Below are 15724 nucleotides of genomic sequence, written 5' to 3'. Positions count from 1 at the left end.
TAACGACTTCGTCGTCTCCAACCTGATCGAGCGCTTCTCCGCCACCGATCCCGACGGCTTCCTGCTGTACCTCTCCGACCATGGCGAGGCGGTGTTCGACGCGCCGCGGGCCGAGGTGCTGGGGCGCAACGAGGCGGCGCCGACCGGGCCGATGTACACCATCCCGTTCATCCTGTGGAATTCGCCGAAGTGGCAGGCCCGCCAGCCGCGCGATTTCAGCCAGGCGCTGGCGCGGCCGTTCAGCAGCTCCAGCCTGATCCACACCTGGGCCGACCTCGCCGGCCTCGACTTCGCCGAGCGCGACCGTAGCCGCAGTCTGGTCAGCGCCGACTTCACGCCGCGCCCGCTGCTGATCGGCGACCCCCAGCAGCCGCAGAACCTGATCGACTTCAGCCTGATCAGGCCGAAGACCGCCGTCGACAGCGAACTGGCCCAGCAGGAGCCGCGCAAGGGCGGCGCGCAGCCGCTCTAGGCCCGGCTCCATCCCCCCTAGGAGCGAACGCCGCGCCGCCGGAGTAATCCGTCGCTCGGCGCCTCCGACTTAGTAGGGAATTGCACGGAGCGATCGTGCGTTTCCCCGCGCCGCTCCCCTACAGTCCCTCGCCGCTTGCCCATAACGACAAGAACGAGGGACATGGATCATGAAGCGACTACTGACTCCGCTGGCGACCGCCTGCCTGCTGGCGGGCGCCGCCTCGGCCCACGCCGCCGCCTACAGCGGCATGGTGGTGTTCGGCGACAGCCTGAGCGACGCCGGCCAGCGCCCCGAGGCCGGCGCGCCTGGCAACCCGGTGCGCCACACCAACCGCGTGGGCCCGGACTTCACCCTGGGCGAGGCCTACGGCCACACCTCGCCGATGCTGATCAACCAGCGCCTGGGGCTGGCCCCGCAGATCGCCTCGACCAACGTCGTGCGCGCCCTGAACGGCCAGGCCGACGGCGACAACTGGGCGGTCGGCGGCTACCGCACCGAGCAGATCCTCGACTCCATCACCAGCGTGTTCGACCCGCTCACCGGCATCGGCGGCTCCCAGGTGCGCGCCGGGCTAAACTACAGCGACCCGCTGATCCGCCAGCGCGACGGCTACCTGGTGCACCTGCGCGAGAACGGCCTGGGTATCGACCCGGACACCCTGTTCTACCTCAACGGCGGCGGCAACGACTTCCTCCAGGGGCTGATCGTCGACGACGCCAGCGCGCGGGCCGCCGCCGGGCGCCTGGTCGAAGGCGTGCGCGCCCTGCAGGCCGCCGGCGGGCGCTATTTCATGGTGCCGCTGCTGGTCGACGTGGCCAGCCCGGTCACCGGCGGCGCGGTCAACGCGGCCCAGGTGCCGCTGGCCCAGGCGTTCAACGCTGAACTGGCGGCGCAGCTCGGCGCCGTGCGCGCGGAAGTCATCCCGCTCAACGTGCCGCTGCTATACCGCGAGGTGCTGGTCGACCCCGCCGCCTTCGGCTTCGACCCGACGCAGAACCTGCTCGGCACCTGCTTCGCCGGCTGCGGCGCCGAGGTCAACCCGGTCCACGGCCTGGGTTCCGCCACGCCCGACCCGGAGCGGCTGATCTACGCCGACTACGTGCACCCGACCACCGCCATGCAGCGGATTCTCGCCGACCAGGGCTACTCGATCCTGGCCGCACCCTGGGAGATCGGCCTGCTCCCCGAGGCCGGCGAGTCCGCCTTGCGCGGCAGCCAGGAGCGCCTGCGCCAGCAGTGGCTGGGCGACCACGGCGCCTGGCAGGCGCTCGGCCGCTGGCGCGGCTTCGTCGATGGCAGCACGCGCCGCGCCGAACTGGACGGCGCCGCCACCCGCGCCGACGGCGACCTGCGCGGCAAGGGCCTGAGCCTGGGCGGCAGCTATCGCCCGGCCGAGCGCTGGCGGCTGGGCGCCGCGCTGGACGTGCAGGAGCAGGACCTGCGGCTCGGCCCGCGGGACTCCGACTACGGCCTGCGCAGCTACCTGGCCAGCGCCTTCGCCCAGTACCGCGACGGCCTGCTCTGGGGCGACGCGACGCTGAGCGCCGGCCACCTCGACTACCGCGACCTGGAGCGGCGCTTCGCCCTCGGCGCCACCACCCGCACCGAGCGCGGCGACACCGACGGCCAGGTGCTGGCCCTCGGCGGCCGCCTGGGCGTCGAGCTGCAGGCCGGCGCGCGCCTGCGGCTCAGCCCCTACCTCGGCGCCGACCTGGCGCGCATCGAGGTGGACGGCTATCGCGAGGCGGGTGCCAGCTCCACCGCGCTGGGCTTCGGCGACCAGACGCGCGACTCGCGGCGCCTGGGCGTCGGCCTGCAGGCCCACTACCGGCTGGCCGAGGACGCCGAGCTGTTCGCCGAGGTGGTCCACGAGAAGGAGTTCGAGGACGACCGTGGCGACGTGGACATGCGCCTGAACAGCGTGCCCGGCGTGGGCTTCACCCTCGCCGGGGCGGAACGGGAGCAACACCAGACCCGCGCCGCCCTCGGCCTGCGCCAGCGCCTGGCGCCGGACCTGGCCCTGCGTCTGGGCTACGACTACCGCAAGGCCGGGGACGACGCGCTACACGGCGTCGGGCTTAGCCTGTCGCTGGACTGGTAGCGGGGTGGTGCGCGCGGCGCACCCTACGCTGGTCTGCATGGCATCGGTAGGGTGCGCCGCGCGCACCGCTGCCACTTGTGAGAGGCGCATCACACGGATAGCATGAGAAGCATTCTCATATGAATGCTGGCGCCCGGGGCCCCAGCCCGGAGTGCGTTCATGTCCGCTGTCGACAGTTCCCTGCACGAAGCCGTGCAGCACCTCTACCGTGACCATCACGGTTGGCTGTACGGCTGGCTGCGCCGCCGCCTGGGCTGTGCCGACAACGCCGCCGACCTGGCCCAGGACACCTTCGCCCGCCTGCTCGCCTCGCGCCGGGTGCTGGAGGCGCGCGAGCCGCGCGCCTACCTGACCACCGTGGCCAGGGGCCTGCTGATCAACTGGTACCAGCGCCAGTCCCTGGAGCGCGCCTACCTGGACGCCCTGGCCGCGCTGCCCGAGGAACTGGCGCCGCCGCCGGAACGGCGCCTGCTGGTGCTGGAGACCCTGCACGAGATCGACGCCATGCTCGACGGCCTGCCCGAAGGGGTGCGCCGGGCGTTCCTGCTGTCCCAGCTCGAAGGCATGAAATACGAGGCCATCGCCGCCGAGCTGGGCGTTTCCCTCGGCTCGATCAAGCGCTACATGCAGCAGGCCTTCCGCCAGTGCCTGGAACTGATGGCATGAGCCGCGGCGAGGCGCCCATCGCCCCGGCCATCCTCGACGAGGCCGCCGCCTGGCTGGTGCAACTGCACTGCGGCCAGCAGAGCGAGGCGGACCGGCAGGCCTGTGCCCGCTGGCGCCAGCTCAGCCGCGAGCATGCCCTGGCCTGGGAGCGCGCCGAGCGGCTGATGGCGCGCCTGGGCAGCCTGCCGCCAGAGCTGGCGGTGCCCGCCCTGGCCCGCGAGGGCAACCCGGCGCGGCGGCGCGCCCTGAAGCAATTGGCGATGCTGATCGGCGCCGCGCCGCTGGCCTGGGCCGCCTGCTCGCAAGCGCCCTGGCGCCCCTGGCTGGCGGACCGGAGCACGGCCGTCGGCGAACAGCGCGAGAGCGAATTGCCCGACGGCAGCCGGCTGACCCTGAACACCGACAGCGCCGTCGACCTGCGTTTCGACGCCGAGCGCCGGCGCCTGCGTCTGCTCCAGGGCGAACTGCTGCTGAACGTGCGCGACGAGGCGCGACCGTTCGGCGTCGAGGTCGGCGCCGGCACCCTGCTGGCCCGGGAGGCGCGCTTCAGCCTGCACGAGCGCGGCGCCCAGGCGCGTCTGGTGGTGCTCGAAGGTTCGGTGCGGGTGGTGCCGCGCGACGGCGCGGCGGTGCGCGTCGACGCCGGCCGGCAGGGCCTGTTCGATGCCCGCGCGGTCAGCCCGTTGACGGCCGCCGATGCCAGCGCGGTGGCCTGGGCCCGGGGCATGCTGATGGCCGACCGCATGCCCCTCGGCGACTTCGTCGTCGAGCTGTCGCGCTACCGCCGCGGCGTGCTGCGCTGCGCGCCGGAACTGGCCGGCCTGGCGATCTCCGGGGCCTTCCCGGTGCGCGACATCGACCGTTCCCTGGGCATGCTGGAGGCGACCTACGCGCTACGCGTGCGGCGCCTGACCCGCTACTGGATCAGCCTGGAGCCGGTGGTCGGATGAAAACCGTTGCCGGTGAGCACAACCCCTCATGCCAAGGTGGGAGCGGACTTGTCCGCGAAGCTTTGCTGTCGGCCCTTGTTCGCGGACAAGTCCGCTCCCACAAAAAGGGCTATGGCACGCACCCGCAACACCCGGTTGGGGCATGGTCGATGAAAAAGATCGAGCGCAGGTGAGACCTTTTCCGATCTCGGCTGGCAATGACGACGAATCCGTCCATTGCCAAGGCCTCCGTGCCAGAGGAACACCCCGCATGTCCGTTTCGCGCGCGCTCCTGCCCCACGTCTCCGCCCGTTCGCTCCGCCTCGCGGTGCGTCATGCCGTGCTGTCGCTGGCCCTGGCCGGCGCGGCGCAGCCCCTGCTGGCCGCCGACGAGGCGCGCAGCTACGAGATTCCCTCCGGCCCGCTGGGGCGCGCCCTGGCCACTTTCGCCAGCGAGGCGGGCGTGTCGCTGTCCTTCGACCCGTCCCTGACCGAGGGGCTGCAGAGCCCGGGCCTGAGCGGCAGCTATTCGTCGGTGGACGGCCTCAATCGCCTGCTCGGCGGCAACCGCCTGCAGCTGCAGCGGCGCGACGACGGCAGCTACACCCTGGTGCGCCTGGCCGAGGCCGCCGACGCGGTGGAGCTGCCCACCTCCCAGGTGACCGGCCTGCGCAGCCGCGCCAACGAGTTGCCGGTGGAGTACGCTGGCGGCCAGGTGGCGCGCGGCGGACGCCTCGGCATGCTGGGCAACGCCGACCTGATGGACGCGCCCTTCAGCATCACCAGCTACACCGCCCAGACCATCCGCGACCAGCAGGCGCGCAGCGTGGCCGACGTGCTGGCCAACGAGCCGTCGGCGCAGATCGCCACCGCCCGCACCGGCATCAACGAGGACTTCTCCCTGCGCGGCTTCCCGGTGTACAGCGCCGACATCGCGCTCAACGGCATGTACGGCCTGGTGCCGTTCTACCGCGTGCCGGTGGAGATGGCCGAGCGCGTCGAGGTGCTCAAGGGGCCGAGCGCGATGCTCAACGGCATGTCGCCGAGCGGCGCCGTCGGCGGCGCGGTGAACCTGGTGACCAAGCGCGCCGATGTCGATCCGCTGGCCCGGGTCGGGGTCAACTACCAGTCCGACTCGGTGCTGGGCACCCAGGTCGACCTCGGCCGCCGCTTCGGCGCGGGCAACGAGTTCGGCGTGCGCTTCAACGGCGCCTACCGCGACGGCGACAGCATCGTTGACCACCAAGACGTCGAGGCCCGCTTCACCTCCCTGGGCCTGGACTACGCCGGCGAGCGCCTGCGCCTGTCGGCCGACTACGTCTACCAGCTGGAGGACTTCGACAGCGTGGTCCGCCAGTTCGGCGTGGCCCCGACCCTGACCGCCATCCCCGACGCGCCGGACGACGATCCCGCCTACCCGGGCTTCGGCTACTCCTCCATGCGCGACCGTACCCTCATGGTGCAGGGCGAATACGACCTGACCGACTGGCTGACCGCCTACGCCGGCTACGGCGACCGCACCAGCGAGATGGACGCCATGACCGGCAACCCGACCCTGCTCAACGAGGCCGGCGACTTCGTATCGACGCCCGCCTGGCAGGTCTACGACGTCTACTCCCACTCCGCCGAGGCCGGCCTGCGGGCGAACTTCGACACCGGCCCGGTGAGCCACCACCTGAGCCTGGGCGCCACCCGCCTGGTGCAGAACAGCGACATCTTTTTCGACTTCATGACCTACATGACCTCGCTGCGCCAGTCCAACCTCTACCACCCGGTGTACAGCGCCACGCCGAGCACCGACGGCATCGCCGCCCACGCCCTCCGCTACACCACCGCCACCCTGACCGGCTACGCCCTGGCCGACACCCTGTCGGTGCTCGACGGGCGCGTCGCGCTGACCCTCGGCGTGCGCCGGCAGCGGGTCGAGGCGCAGAACTACACCATGAACGTCGGCACGCCGAGCGGCGAAGGCTACGACGAGCGGGAACTGACTCCGCTGGCCGGCCTGGTGGTCAAGCCGTGGGAGAACATCTCGCTGTACGCCAACTACGTCGAGGGCCTGAGCAAGGGCGACAGCGCGCCGATCACCGCCAACAACCCGGGCGAGATGCTGGCCCCCTACGTCACCAAGCAGAAGGAAGTCGGCGTCAAGGGCGAGTGGGACGGCTTCGGCGCCAGCCTGGCGGCCTTCCAGATCGAACGCCCCAGCAGCATCACCGAGAACGGCTTCTTCCGCGCCGGCGGCGAGCAGCGCAACCGCGGCCTGCAGCTGGACCTGTTCGGCGAGGTGACGCCCGAGCTGCGCCTGCTCGGCGGCGCCGCCTACACCCAGGCCAGGCTGACCAAGACCCAGGGCGGCGCCCACGACGGCAATGACGCCATCGGCGTGCCGCGCAAGCAGCTCAACCTCGGCGGCGAGTGGGACCTCGGCGCCGTGCCCGGCCTGACCCTGACCGCGCGCACCATTTACACTGGCGAGCAGTACGCCAACCAGGAGAACACCCTGCGCCCGCCGAGCTGGGTGCGGGTCGACGTGGGCGCCCGCTACCGCTTCGAGTCGCTGGGCAAGCCGGTGGTACTGCGCGCCAACCTGGACAACCTGTTCGACGAGGACTACTGGGGTACCTCGACCGCCGGCTACCTGTACCTGGGTGCCGGCCGTACCCTGCAGCTCTCGGCGAGCGTGGACCTCTAACGATAAAACGAGCCGAACATGACCGCCCGAGCCTTGCGTAACTGGTACCTGGTGCACAAGTGGACCAGCCTGATCTCCACCATCTTCCTGCTGCTGCTGTGCCTGACGGGGTTGCCGCTGATCTTCCACGAGGAGATCGAGCACTACTTCGACCCGCACCCGGAACTGGGCGAGATCACCGCCGATTCACCGCGCATCGACTATGACCAGGTCATCGCCGGCGCCCTGGCGGCGCGCCCGGGCGAGGTGGTGCGTTTCGTCGGCTTCGACCCCGAGGACCCGCTGGGCGCGGTGTTCACCGCGCCGACCCTGGTGCCGCCGCCGCTGGAGGCGCATGCCCAGCCGTTCGATACCCGCACCGGCAAGCTGTTTCCGCCGGAGCCGCCGGACGAAGGCTTCATGAACCTGATGCTGCGCCTGCACACCGACCTGTTCCTCGGCCTGCCCGGCTACCTGTTCCTCGGCTTCATGGGCCTGCTGCTGGTGGCCTCGCTGGTGTCGGGCGTGGTGGTCTACACACCGTTCATGCGCAAGCTGGACTTCGCCACCGTGCGCACCGGCCGCAGCACCCGGCTCAAGTGGCTGGACCTGCACAACGTGCTCGGCATCGCCACCCTGGCCTGGGTGCTGGTGGTCGGCGCCACCGGGGTGATCAACACCCTGGCGCTGCCGATCCTCGGCCTGTGGCAGGGCGGCCAGTTGGCTGAGATGACCGCGCCGTACAAGGACCTGCCGCCGCTGGAGCAGCTCGGTTCGCTGCACAAGGCGCTGGAGACCGCCCGCGCGGCGGCGCCGGAGATGGAGGTCAGCTTCGTCGCCTTCCCCGGCACCCAGTTCAGCAGCCAGCACCACTACGCCGTGTTCATGCGCGGCAACACGCCGCTCACCGCGCGCCTGCTCAAGCCGGCCCTGGTGGACGCGCAGACCGGCGAACTGACCGACATGCGCGAGATGCCGATGTACGTGAAAACCCTGCTGATCTCCCAGCCGCTGCACTTCGGCGACTACGGCGGCCTGCCGCTGAAGATCATCTGGGCGCTGCTCGACATCATCGCCATCGTCGTGCTCGGCAGTGGCATCTACCTCTGGCTGGGCCGGCGCAAGGCACCGCTGGAGAAACGCCTGGCGGAACTGGACGCCGGTGGACTGGCCGTGGAGGGCAGGGCATGAGACGCGGACTCTGGATGATCTTCCGCTGGCCGCTGCTGCTGGGCGTGCTCAGCCTGTTCGGCCTGATTTCGGCGCTGGTCGGCGACGAGGTCTACGACCTGCTGTCGTGGCTGGCCCTGGGCGTGCCGCTGGTGCTGATCGCGGTGGTCTGGTGGCGCCTGTCGCCGGCCGAGGCGCGGAGCAAGCGTGGTGAGTGAGCCGACGATCGCGCAGGCCACGGTGGCGCCGCGCTTCAACATGCTGCCGCTGGTGTTCGAGACCTTCGCCTGCACCCTGGCGATGATGTCCTTCGTCGCTCTGGTCGGCCCCATCGCCCGGGTGCTTGGCCTGGCGCCCTGGCAGGCCGGCGTCACGGTGACGGTGGGCGGCATCGCCTGGGTGCTGCTGGCGCGCTTCTGGGGCGCGGCGAGCGACCGCCGCGGGCGCCGCGTCGTGCTACTGCGCGGGCTCGGCGGCTTCGTGCTGTCGTACCTGCTGCTGTGCCTGTTCGTGGTGCTGGCGCTGCGCTGGTTGCTGGCGCCCTGGCTGGCCTTCGTCGGCGTGGTGCTGCTGCGCGGCATCGCCGGTGGCTTCTACGCGGCGGTGCCGACCGTCGGCGCCGCGCTGGTGGCCGATCACATCGAGCCGCAGCAGCGCGCCCAGGCCATGGCCGGGCTGGGCGCGGCCAGCGCCGTGGGCATGGTGGTCGGGCCGGGCCTGGCCGGCCTGCTCGCCGCCTACGGGCTGGAGCTGCCGCTGGTGCTCACCGCCCTGCTGCCGCTGGCGGCGCTGCTGGTGATGTGGCGCTGGCTGCCCCACGACGAGCGGCCCCACGTGCAGAACACGCCGCCGCTGCGCCTGACCGATCCGCGCGTGCGCCGGCCGCTGGTGCTGGGGTTCGCCGCGATGTTCAGCGTCACCATCGCCCAGGTCGCGGTGGGCTTCTTCGCCCTCGACCAGCTGCGCCTGGACGCCAACGGCGCGGCGCGGGCGGCGGGCATCGCCCTGACCGCCGTGGGTGTGGCGCTGATCCTCGCCCAACTGCTGCTGCGCCGGCTGGACTGGCCGCCGCAGCGGCTGATCCTGATCGGCGGGCTGGTCTCGGCGCTGGGCTTCGCCGCGGTGATCCTGGCCGATAGCGCGCCGCTGCTGTGGGCCGCCTACTTCGTCGCGGCCGCCGGCATGGGCTGGGTGTTCCCCTCGGTGTCGGCGCTCACCGCCAACGCGGTGCAGGCCGACGAGCAGGGTTCGGCCGCCGGCACCCTGGCCGCCGCCCACGGCGTGGGCATGATCGTCGGGCCGCTGGTCGGCACCCTGGTCTACGAACTCCACCCCGGCGCGCCCTTCCTGCTGATCGCCGCCCTGCTGGTGCTCTGCGTGCTGTGGCCGTCCCGCGCGGCGCCCCTGGCGGAGCGCGCGGCATGATCGCCAGCGACGTCCTGCTGCTCGGCGCGCTGGCGGTGTTCCTGCTCGCCTGGTGGCTGCCGCGCCTGCCGGGGGGCGCGCCCTTGCTGTGGCTGGCCGCCGCGGTGGCCGTGCTGGCCGGCGCCTACGGCGTCTGGGTCGACCGCTGGCAGGCCGGTGCCGGCCTGGCGCTCGGCCTGCTCCTGCTCGGCGTGCTGACCCTGTGGCGGCGCCGGCGCGCGGGCGTGCCCTGGCTGTCCGGCGCGCTGTTCGCCCTGCTGGCCCTGGTGGCGCTGGCGCCGATCTACCTGTTCCCGGTGAACGACCTGCCGCCGCCGGACGGGCCGTACGCCGTGGGCCTGCGCGACTTCGAGCTGGTCGACAGCGCGCGCCCGGGCCTGCTCGGCGCCGCGCCGGACCAGCCGCGCCGCCTGCTGGTGCGCGTCTGGTACCCGGCGCTGCCCGAGGCCGGCGCGCGGCCGCGCCACTACTTCGACGAGGCCGAAGCCGCCACCACCGCGCGCGGCTTCGGCTCCCTGTTCGGCTTCCCGCCGCTGCTGGCCCACCTGCGCCACGTGCGCACCAACGCCTACGAGGACGCGCCGCTGCGGCGCGAAGCCGGCAAGCTGCCGGTGATCTTCTTCAGCCACGGCTACACCGCCTACCCGGCTGCCGACTCGGCGCTGATGGAGGCCCTGGCCAGCCACGGCTATGCGGTCTACTCCATCCACCACAGCGGCGACTCGTCGCCGGCGGTGCTGCCGGACGGCGAGGTGCTGCCGATGGACCCGGGGCTGGCGACGCACATCCGCCACGCCCTGGAGAACGGCTTCGCCGAACCGATGGTGCGCGGCTACACGGCACAGGATCTGGACCAGCGCCTCGACGGCCAGCTGCGCACCGCCACGCAGATCGCCCCGCCGGGCAACCGCGGCATCGCCATCAGCGCGCCGGTGTGGCTGGCCGACCGCCTGTTCGTGCACGACGCGCTGCAGGCCGGCGCGGTCCCGGCCAACGTCGCCGACCTGGTGGCCGCCAGCGAGTTCGGGCGTACCGGCGAGATGGGCATGTCCTTTGGCGGCGCGGCCACCGGCGCGGTGTGCATGGTCGACCGGCGCTGCGCGGCGGTGGTCAACCTCGACGGCGGTGACTTCGACTTCGCTCCGTTCGACGCCGACCTGCCGGTGCCGCTACTGATGTTCCATGCCGACCTGCATGGCTTCTACCGTATGCTCGGCGCGCAGCCCACGGGGCACCTGCACGCCTTCAACGACTTTTCCTTCGAGCGCTTCGAGCACGCCGGCCAGCGCCCGGACATCCACCGCCTGGTGCTCAGGGATTCGGTGCACGCGGGCTTCACCGACAACGCCCTGCTGGCGCGCCGCCCGCTGCGCGACGCGATGGCCGGCACGGCGCCGGTGGAGGTGCTGATCGGCGCGCCCAACGCCTTCGTCATCGGCTTCTTCGACCGCTACCTGCGCGGCCGCGACAGCGGCTTCCCCCAGGCCCAGCTGGAACGCTACGCCGGCTGGGTCGAACCCCATGACAATTCGCCGGTGCGCGACTGGTGGCTGACCAAGCCGGAGAGCGAGCGGGCGACGTGGCGGGCGCGCATCGAGGCGATGCGCGTGGAACTGGCGCGGCAGCGAACCGCCTCCCACCCGTAGGGCGGGTGCAACCCGCGCACGGTGATTCGCGGGTTTCACCCGCCCTACGCTAGCCCTTCGGGCGCCAGGCGCAGTAGCCCGGGCGCGGGCCGATGCGCGGATGGTTGCGGCAGGTGTCCGGGCGCTTGTCGTAGATGGTGCAGAGCCGGCTCTTGCGATCCAGGTACATGCAGTCGTTGTTGCTCATGCGGGTCAGGGTGAAGATGCCCGACTTCTGGTTGAAACGCTCGATCAGGCCCTCCTTCTGCAGGCGCCTGGCGATGTTCTTGGCCGGCTCGCCGCGCTCGAACTCGTCGACCACGCCGATGCGGATCAGGTCGGAAAGGCGCACTTCCACCGGCAGGGTGCAGCAGGTGGACATGCAGCTGGTGCACATGTCCTTGTTGTACTTGCTCCAGGTTTCGATGCGATCGATATCCGCGGCGGCGATCAGTTGCGGTCTCATGTCGGGCTCGGTGGCGGCGTTGGCAGGCGCGCGATGATAACGACCGGGCGGACTTTGTGAAGCCGTTCCCGCTCGGCGGCTTTGTAATCTTTGGCTTACAAAGCGTGCCGGCGAACGCTGCTATCAGACTGCCAGCTGCAGGATTAATCTCGCTTTCAAGGACTTAGCGCAGGAAGCGCACCGAAATAACAGGGACATGAAGGAATCGTTCGCCAGGATGGCGCACGGATCAGGGATGTCAGGAACCAGTCTGCAGAACCCCGCGCAAGCGGGGTTTTTTCTTTTCGGCGTCAGCCATTGCCCTTCACCACGTCCTCCAGCAGCGCGCCCAGCAGGTCCAGCGTCGGTTGCTGGCGCTGGGCGTCGCGGAACACCAGGCCGACCCGCAGCGGCACCCGCGGCTCGCTGATCGGCTTCCACAGCAGCCCCTGGTTGGCGTGCAGCTGGCGCGCGCGGCCCGGCAGCACGGTGGCCAGGCCGGCCGAGTGGGGCAGGCTGTCGAGGATGCCGCTCATGTGGTTTAGCTCGGCCTGCACGTGGGGCCGGCGGCCGAGCAGGGCCAGCTGCTCCTGCCAGATCTGCCGCACGCGGAATTCCTCGCCGAGCAGCAGCATGGGCTGCTCCGCTGCCTGGGCCAGCGACACCTTCCTGAACTCGCGCAGCGCATGCTCCGGCGGCACCACCAGCTGCAGCTCGTCCTCGTACAGCTCCAGGCTGTGCAGGCCCGGCTGGCGCGGCGGCAGGAAGCCGATGCCGATGTCCAGGCTGCCGCTGAGCAGGCGCCGCTCGATGTCCAGGCCGGACAGCTCGTAGATCTGCACCACCAGCTGCGGCTGGGCGGCGCGCAGTTTCTCCAGCAGATGCGGGACCAGGCTGGCGTTGACCGTCTGCAGCACGCCGATGGCCAGGCTGCGCGGCGCCCGCCCGCGGAAGGCGCGCAGGGCGTCGCGGGCGCGCTCCAGGCCGTCGAGCAGGGGCAGCGCGTGGCCGTACAGAGTGTGCGCGGCGAGGGTCGGCAGCAGGCGCTTGCCGCTGCGCTGGAACAGCGCCACCTCCAGGTTCTGCTCCAACTGGCGGATTTGTTGCGACAGCGCCGGCTGCGACAGGCTCAGGCGTTCGGCGGCGCGGCCCATATGGCCTTCCTCGTAGAGGGCGACGAAGTAGCGCAGCTGGCGGAAGTCCATGGCGGTTTTCCTGAAATCGATAAGTTAAGCTTATCAATGAAGCTGCTAAATCGAAATGTCGTCGCACCCGGCCGCTCCCTATCATTTGCTCCATCTACAGCGCTACTGGGGTGGCGAAAGGCAAATGGCGAAGGCGGAAGTGGCGGGGTTATTCATAGGAAAAGCCGTGGATGAGGGGCGTGGCTACCTCAGCGCGCTGGACAAGCTGCCGGCGGCCGCCGAAGTCTGGCTCGGCCCGCTGGGGCTGGAGGGCGACGAGCAGGGCGACAGCCGCCACCACGGCGGTCCCGAGCGGGCCGTGCACCTGTACCCCGCCGAGCACTATGCCTACTGGCGCGAGCGCTACCCGCAGGTGGCCTGGCAGCGCCCGGCCTTCGGCGAGAACCTGGCCAGCCGCGGCCTGCTGGAGAGCCAGGTGTGCATCGGCGACCTGTTCCGCTGGGGTGACGCCCTGCTGCAGGTCAGCCAGCCGCGCTCGCCCTGCTACCGCCTCGCCGAGCGCTGGGCGCTGCCCGGCCTGGCCCTGGAGATGCAGGGCAACGGCCTGTGCGGCTGGTTCTTCCGCGTGCTGCGCCCGGGCTGGGTCAGTGCGGCCCTGCCACTGGAGCTGGTGCAGCGCAGCCACCCGGGCCTGAGCGTGGCCCAGGCGATCCGCAGCTACTTCCAGTTCCCCCTGGAGCGGGGCGGCCTGCAGCAGCTGCTGGCCTGCCAGGCGCTGTCCGAGCGATGGCGCCACAGCGTGGCGCGGCGGCTCGCCAGCGGCCAGCTGGAAGACTGGCGCAGCCGCCTGGAGGGCCCGGCACGTCCGGTGCTGAGCGCATGAACGACTACCTGATCCAGCTGCACCGCGACGGCCGCCTGTGGGCCGAGCTGACGGTCGGCGCCGCGCGCCTGGACGAGGTGCGCTGCGAACTGGCCGGCCGTTTCCCCGCCGCCGAGGGCTTCGCCCTGCGCGTGCAGCAGCGCCGCGAGCAGCGGCGCATCGTCGAGTGCGGCCCGGACGGCATCCGCCTGCTCGGCGTCCACTATCACTACCTGGAGTACCCCGATGCGTGATGACTGGTCCCGCGACCGCCTGATGAACACCGTGCAGCGCCCCGAGCAACTGTTCGTGCGCGGCCAGGGCTCCTGGCTGTGGGATGCGGACGGCCGCTCCTACCTGGACTTCACCCAGGGCTGGGCGGTCAACAGCCTGGGCCACAGCCCGGTGGCGCTGGTCGAGGCGCTGCACCGCCAGGCCCGCCTGCTGATCAATCCGGGCCCGGCCTACTACAACGGCGGCATGCTCAAGCTGGCCGGGCGCCTGTGCCAGGCCACCGGCAGCGACCAGGCCTACTTCCTCAACAGCGGCGCCGAGGCCAACGAGGGCGCGATCAAGCTGGCGCGCAAGTGGGGCCAGCTGCACAAGGGCGGCGCCTACCGCATGGTCACCGCCGTCAACAGCTTCCACGGGCGCACCTTCGGCGCCATGTCGGCCTCCGGCAAGCCGGCCTTCCAGGCGCTGTACGAACCCAAGGTGCCGGGCTTCTGCAAGGTGCCCTACAACGACCTGGCGGCCCTCGACGCGGCGCTCGCAGACGACGTGGTGGCGCTGATGCTGGAACCGGTGCAGGGCGAGGCCGGGGTGCTGCCGGCGGAGCTGGACTACCTGCAGGGCGCCGAGCGGCTGTGCCGCGAGCGCGGCATCCTGCTGATCCTCGACGAGGTGCAGACCGGCGTCGGCCGCTGTGGCAGCCTGCTGGCCGAGGAACTCTACGGCGTGCGTGCCGACGTCATCACCCTGGGCAAGGGCCTCGGCGGCGGCGTGCCGCTGGCGGCGCTGCTGGCGCGTGGCAACGCCTGCTGCTTCGAGCCGGGCGAGCAGGGCGGCACCTACCACGGCAACGCTCTGATGACGGCGGCCGGCCTGGTGGTGCTGGATGCCGTGCTGGAGCCCGGCATGCTGGAACAGATACGCACCGTGGGCCAGCAGCTGCGCGACGGCCTGGCGCGGATCGGCCGCCGCTTCGGCGCCGGCGTCCCGCGCGGGCACGGTCTGCTGCTGGGCCTGCCACTGGCCGCCGACAACGCCGCCCAGGTGGCCCGCGCGGCCCTGCGCGAAGGGCTGCTGATCAACGCGCCGCAGCCTGGCGTGCTGCGTTTCTCGCCGGCGCTGACGGTGAGCCCGGGCAACATCGAGGAAATGCTGCGGCGCCTGCACCGGGCGCTGGAGCGCGCCTGCCGGCCGGCCAGGGAGGTGGTGTGATGCGCATCGCCATCCTGCAGCACGTGGCATTCGAGGGGCCGGCGCAGATCGGCCAGTGGCTGGACCGGCGCGGCCTGCTGGCGCGGGTGCATCACCTGTACGCCGGCGATGCCCTGCCGAGGCCGGAGGACTTCGACCTGCTGGTGATCATGGGCGGGCCGATGAGCGTGCACGACGAGACCGAGTATCCCTGGCTGGCGGCCGAGAAACGCCTGCTGCGCGAGGCGCTGGCCGCCGGCAAGCGGGTGCTGGGCATCTGCCTGGGCGGTCAGCTGCTGGCCGAGGCGCTGGGCGGCGAGGTGCGCGTGGCCGACACGGCGGAGATCGGCTGGCACCTGATCGAACAGCACGCCGAGGCGCGCCGCTCGCCGCTGGGGCGGATGCTGCCGCAGCGGCTGATGGCCATGCACTGGCACGGCGAGACCTTCAGCCTGCCGGCCGGCGCCATCCCGCTCTACCACTCGGCCGCCTGCGCCCTGCAGGGCTTCGTCTGGGAGGAGCGGGCGGTGGCGCTGCAATGCCACCTGGAAAGCAGCCCGGCGAGCATCGAGGCGCTGATCGCCGCCTGCCCCGAGGACCTGGAGCACCCCGGCGCGGTCCAGGACGCCGCCACCATCCAGGCCGGCAGCGCCCATTGCGCGTCCCTCAAGGCCAGCCTGTTCCGCCTGCTCGACTACCTCAGCGGGCCTCATGCCCACCTGACCTGATTGGCGTTACCCTGCGCTCGGCCCCTCCCGGGGCCTTTTTTATGGCTGTGTCTTTCA

15 protein-coding genes are annotated in these 15724 nt (G+C 71.5%); 13 read left to right on the top strand and 2 right to left on the bottom strand.

The features are described from left to right. The 9 genes from N7640_RS25220 to N7640_RS25180 form a co-directional block, all read left to right on the top strand. A partial coding sequence (locus N7640_RS25220; RefSeq protein ID WP_279906265.1) for a sulfatase-like hydrolase/transferase occupies positions 1-472 on the top strand: 472 nt, incomplete at its 5' end. A 169-nt stretch (positions 473-641) separates the two neighbouring features. After that, entirely contained in the window at positions 642-2576 is a 1935-nt protein-coding gene (locus tag N7640_RS25215) for an autotransporter domain-containing SGNH/GDSL hydrolase family protein (RefSeq protein ID WP_279901718.1), read from the top strand. Between the two features lie 159 nt (positions 2577-2735). Further along, entirely contained in the window at positions 2736-3242 is a 507-nt protein-coding gene (locus tag N7640_RS25210) for a sigma-70 family RNA polymerase sigma factor (RefSeq protein WP_279901719.1), read from the top strand. Then, positions 3239-4192: a FecR domain-containing protein gene (locus tag N7640_RS25205; protein ID WP_279901720.1), complete on the top strand. Its 954-nt coding sequence runs from the start codon at positions 3239-3241 to the stop codon at positions 4190-4192. Before N7640_RS25210 ends, N7640_RS25205 begins: the two co-directional genes overlap by 4 nt. Before the next feature lie 250 nt (positions 4193-4442). Continuing rightward, positions 4443-6866 (top strand): TonB-dependent receptor, encoded by a 2424-nt coding sequence (locus N7640_RS25200; RefSeq protein WP_279901721.1) that lies wholly within the window; start codon positions 4443-4445, stop codon positions 6864-6866. An 18-nt stretch (positions 6867-6884) separates the two neighbouring features. Next, entirely contained in the window at positions 6885-8036 is a 1152-nt protein-coding gene (locus N7640_RS25195; RefSeq protein ID WP_279901722.1) for a PepSY domain-containing protein, read from the top strand. Then, positions 8033-8233 carry a hypothetical protein gene (locus tag N7640_RS25190; RefSeq protein ID WP_279901723.1) on the top strand — a complete coding sequence of 67 codons (201 nt, stop codon included), beginning with the start codon at positions 8033-8035 and terminating at the stop codon, positions 8231-8233. The genes N7640_RS25195 and N7640_RS25190 overlap by 4 nt, the downstream gene beginning before the upstream one ends. Positions 8234-8273: 40 nt before the next feature. Next, entirely contained in the window at positions 8274-9440 is a 1167-nt protein-coding gene (locus N7640_RS25185; protein ID WP_279901971.1) for an MFS transporter, read from the top strand. Then, the gene (locus N7640_RS25180; RefSeq protein WP_279901724.1) at positions 9437-11086 is read left to right on the top strand and encodes a hypothetical protein; all 1650 of its coding nucleotides are present in this window, start codon (positions 9437-9439) and stop codon (positions 11084-11086) included. The genes N7640_RS25185 and N7640_RS25180 overlap by 4 nt, the downstream gene beginning before the upstream one ends. 49 nt (positions 11087-11135) lie before the next feature. Here the strand turns inward: N7640_RS25180 and N7640_RS25175 are convergent, their stop codons facing one another. Together N7640_RS25175 and N7640_RS25170 are read right to left on the bottom strand one after the other, a co-directional pair. Continuing rightward, positions 11136-11531: a YkgJ family cysteine cluster protein gene (locus N7640_RS25175; protein WP_279901725.1), complete on the bottom strand. Its 396-nt coding sequence runs from the start codon at positions 11529-11531 to the stop codon at positions 11136-11138. A gap of 290 nt (positions 11532-11821) precedes the next feature. Beyond that, entirely contained in the window at positions 11822-12715 is an 894-nt protein-coding gene (locus N7640_RS25170; RefSeq protein WP_220812318.1) for a LysR substrate-binding domain-containing protein, read from the bottom strand. A 124-nt stretch (positions 12716-12839) separates the two neighbouring features. On the opposite strand from N7640_RS25170, the gene N7640_RS25165 reads away from it, so the two are divergent. Genes N7640_RS25165 through N7640_RS25150 form a run of 4 tightly spaced genes read left to right on the top strand, consistent with a single transcriptional unit; the run spans position 12840 to position 15667 of the window. Continuing rightward, the gene (locus N7640_RS25165) at positions 12840-13538 is read left to right on the top strand and encodes an MOSC domain-containing protein (RefSeq protein WP_279901726.1); all 699 of its coding nucleotides are present in this window, start codon (positions 12840-12842) and stop codon (positions 13536-13538) included. Then, entirely contained in the window at positions 13535-13771 is a 237-nt protein-coding gene (locus N7640_RS25160; RefSeq protein WP_279901727.1) for a hypothetical protein, read from the top strand. The genes N7640_RS25165 and N7640_RS25160 overlap by 4 nt, the downstream gene beginning before the upstream one ends. Continuing rightward, positions 13764-14960: an aminotransferase class III-fold pyridoxal phosphate-dependent enzyme gene (locus tag N7640_RS25155; RefSeq protein ID WP_279901728.1), complete on the top strand. Its 1197-nt coding sequence runs from the start codon at positions 13764-13766 to the stop codon at positions 14958-14960. The genes N7640_RS25160 and N7640_RS25155 overlap by 8 nt, the downstream gene beginning before the upstream one ends. Continuing rightward, the gene (locus N7640_RS25150) at positions 14960-15667 is read left to right on the top strand and encodes a type 1 glutamine amidotransferase (protein ID WP_279901729.1); all 708 of its coding nucleotides are present in this window, start codon (positions 14960-14962) and stop codon (positions 15665-15667) included. Before N7640_RS25155 ends, N7640_RS25150 begins: the two co-directional genes overlap by 1 nt. Positions 15668-15724 lie beyond the last annotated feature (57 nt).

This window comes from Pseudomonas sp. GD04015 (genome assembly GCF_029837675.1).
Lineage (GTDB): Bacteria > Pseudomonadota > Gammaproteobacteria > Pseudomonadales > Pseudomonadaceae > Aquipseudomonas > Aquipseudomonas paralcaligenes.
This window is presented reverse-complemented; position numbering and strand designations above follow the sequence as displayed.

Coding starts and splice junctions, on each gene's coding strand:
- N7640_RS25200 (WP_279901721.1), top strand. CDS start 4,443: ATGTCCGTTTCGCGCGCGCTCCTGCCCCACGTCTCCGCCCGTTCGCTC.
- N7640_RS25155 (WP_279901728.1), top strand. CDS start 13,764: ATGCGTGATGACTGGTCCCGCGACCGCCTGATGAACACCGTGCAGCGC.
- N7640_RS25205 (WP_279901720.1), top strand. CDS start 3,239: ATGAGCCGCGGCGAGGCGCCCATCGCCCCGGCCATCCTCGACGAGGCC.
- N7640_RS25210 (WP_279901719.1), top strand. CDS start 2,736: ATGTCCGCTGTCGACAGTTCCCTGCACGAAGCCGTGCAGCACCTCTAC.
- N7640_RS25195 (WP_279901722.1), top strand. CDS start 6,885: ATGACCGCCCGAGCCTTGCGTAACTGGTACCTGGTGCACAAGTGGACC.
- N7640_RS25160 (WP_279901727.1), top strand. CDS start 13,535: ATGAACGACTACCTGATCCAGCTGCACCGCGACGGCCGCCTGTGGGCC.
- N7640_RS25180 (WP_279901724.1), top strand. CDS start 9,437: ATGATCGCCAGCGACGTCCTGCTGCTCGGCGCGCTGGCGGTGTTCCTG.
- N7640_RS25185 (WP_279901971.1), top strand. CDS start 8,274: ATGCTGCCGCTGGTGTTCGAGACCTTCGCCTGCACCCTGGCGATGATG.
- N7640_RS25150 (WP_279901729.1), top strand. CDS start 14,960: ATGCGCATCGCCATCCTGCAGCACGTGGCATTCGAGGGGCCGGCGCAG.
- N7640_RS25165 (WP_279901726.1), top strand. CDS start 12,840: ATGGCGAAGGCGGAAGTGGCGGGGTTATTCATAGGAAAAGCCGTGGAT.
- N7640_RS25170 (WP_220812318.1), bottom strand. CDS start 12,715: ATGGACTTCCGCCAGCTGCGCTACTTCGTCGCCCTCTACGAGGAAGGC.
- N7640_RS25190 (WP_279901723.1), top strand. CDS start 8,033: ATGAGACGCGGACTCTGGATGATCTTCCGCTGGCCGCTGCTGCTGGGC.
- N7640_RS25215 (WP_279901718.1), top strand. CDS start 642: ATGAAGCGACTACTGACTCCGCTGGCGACCGCCTGCCTGCTGGCGGGC.
- N7640_RS25175 (WP_279901725.1), bottom strand. CDS start 11,531: ATGAGACCGCAACTGATCGCCGCCGCGGATATCGATCGCATCGAAACC.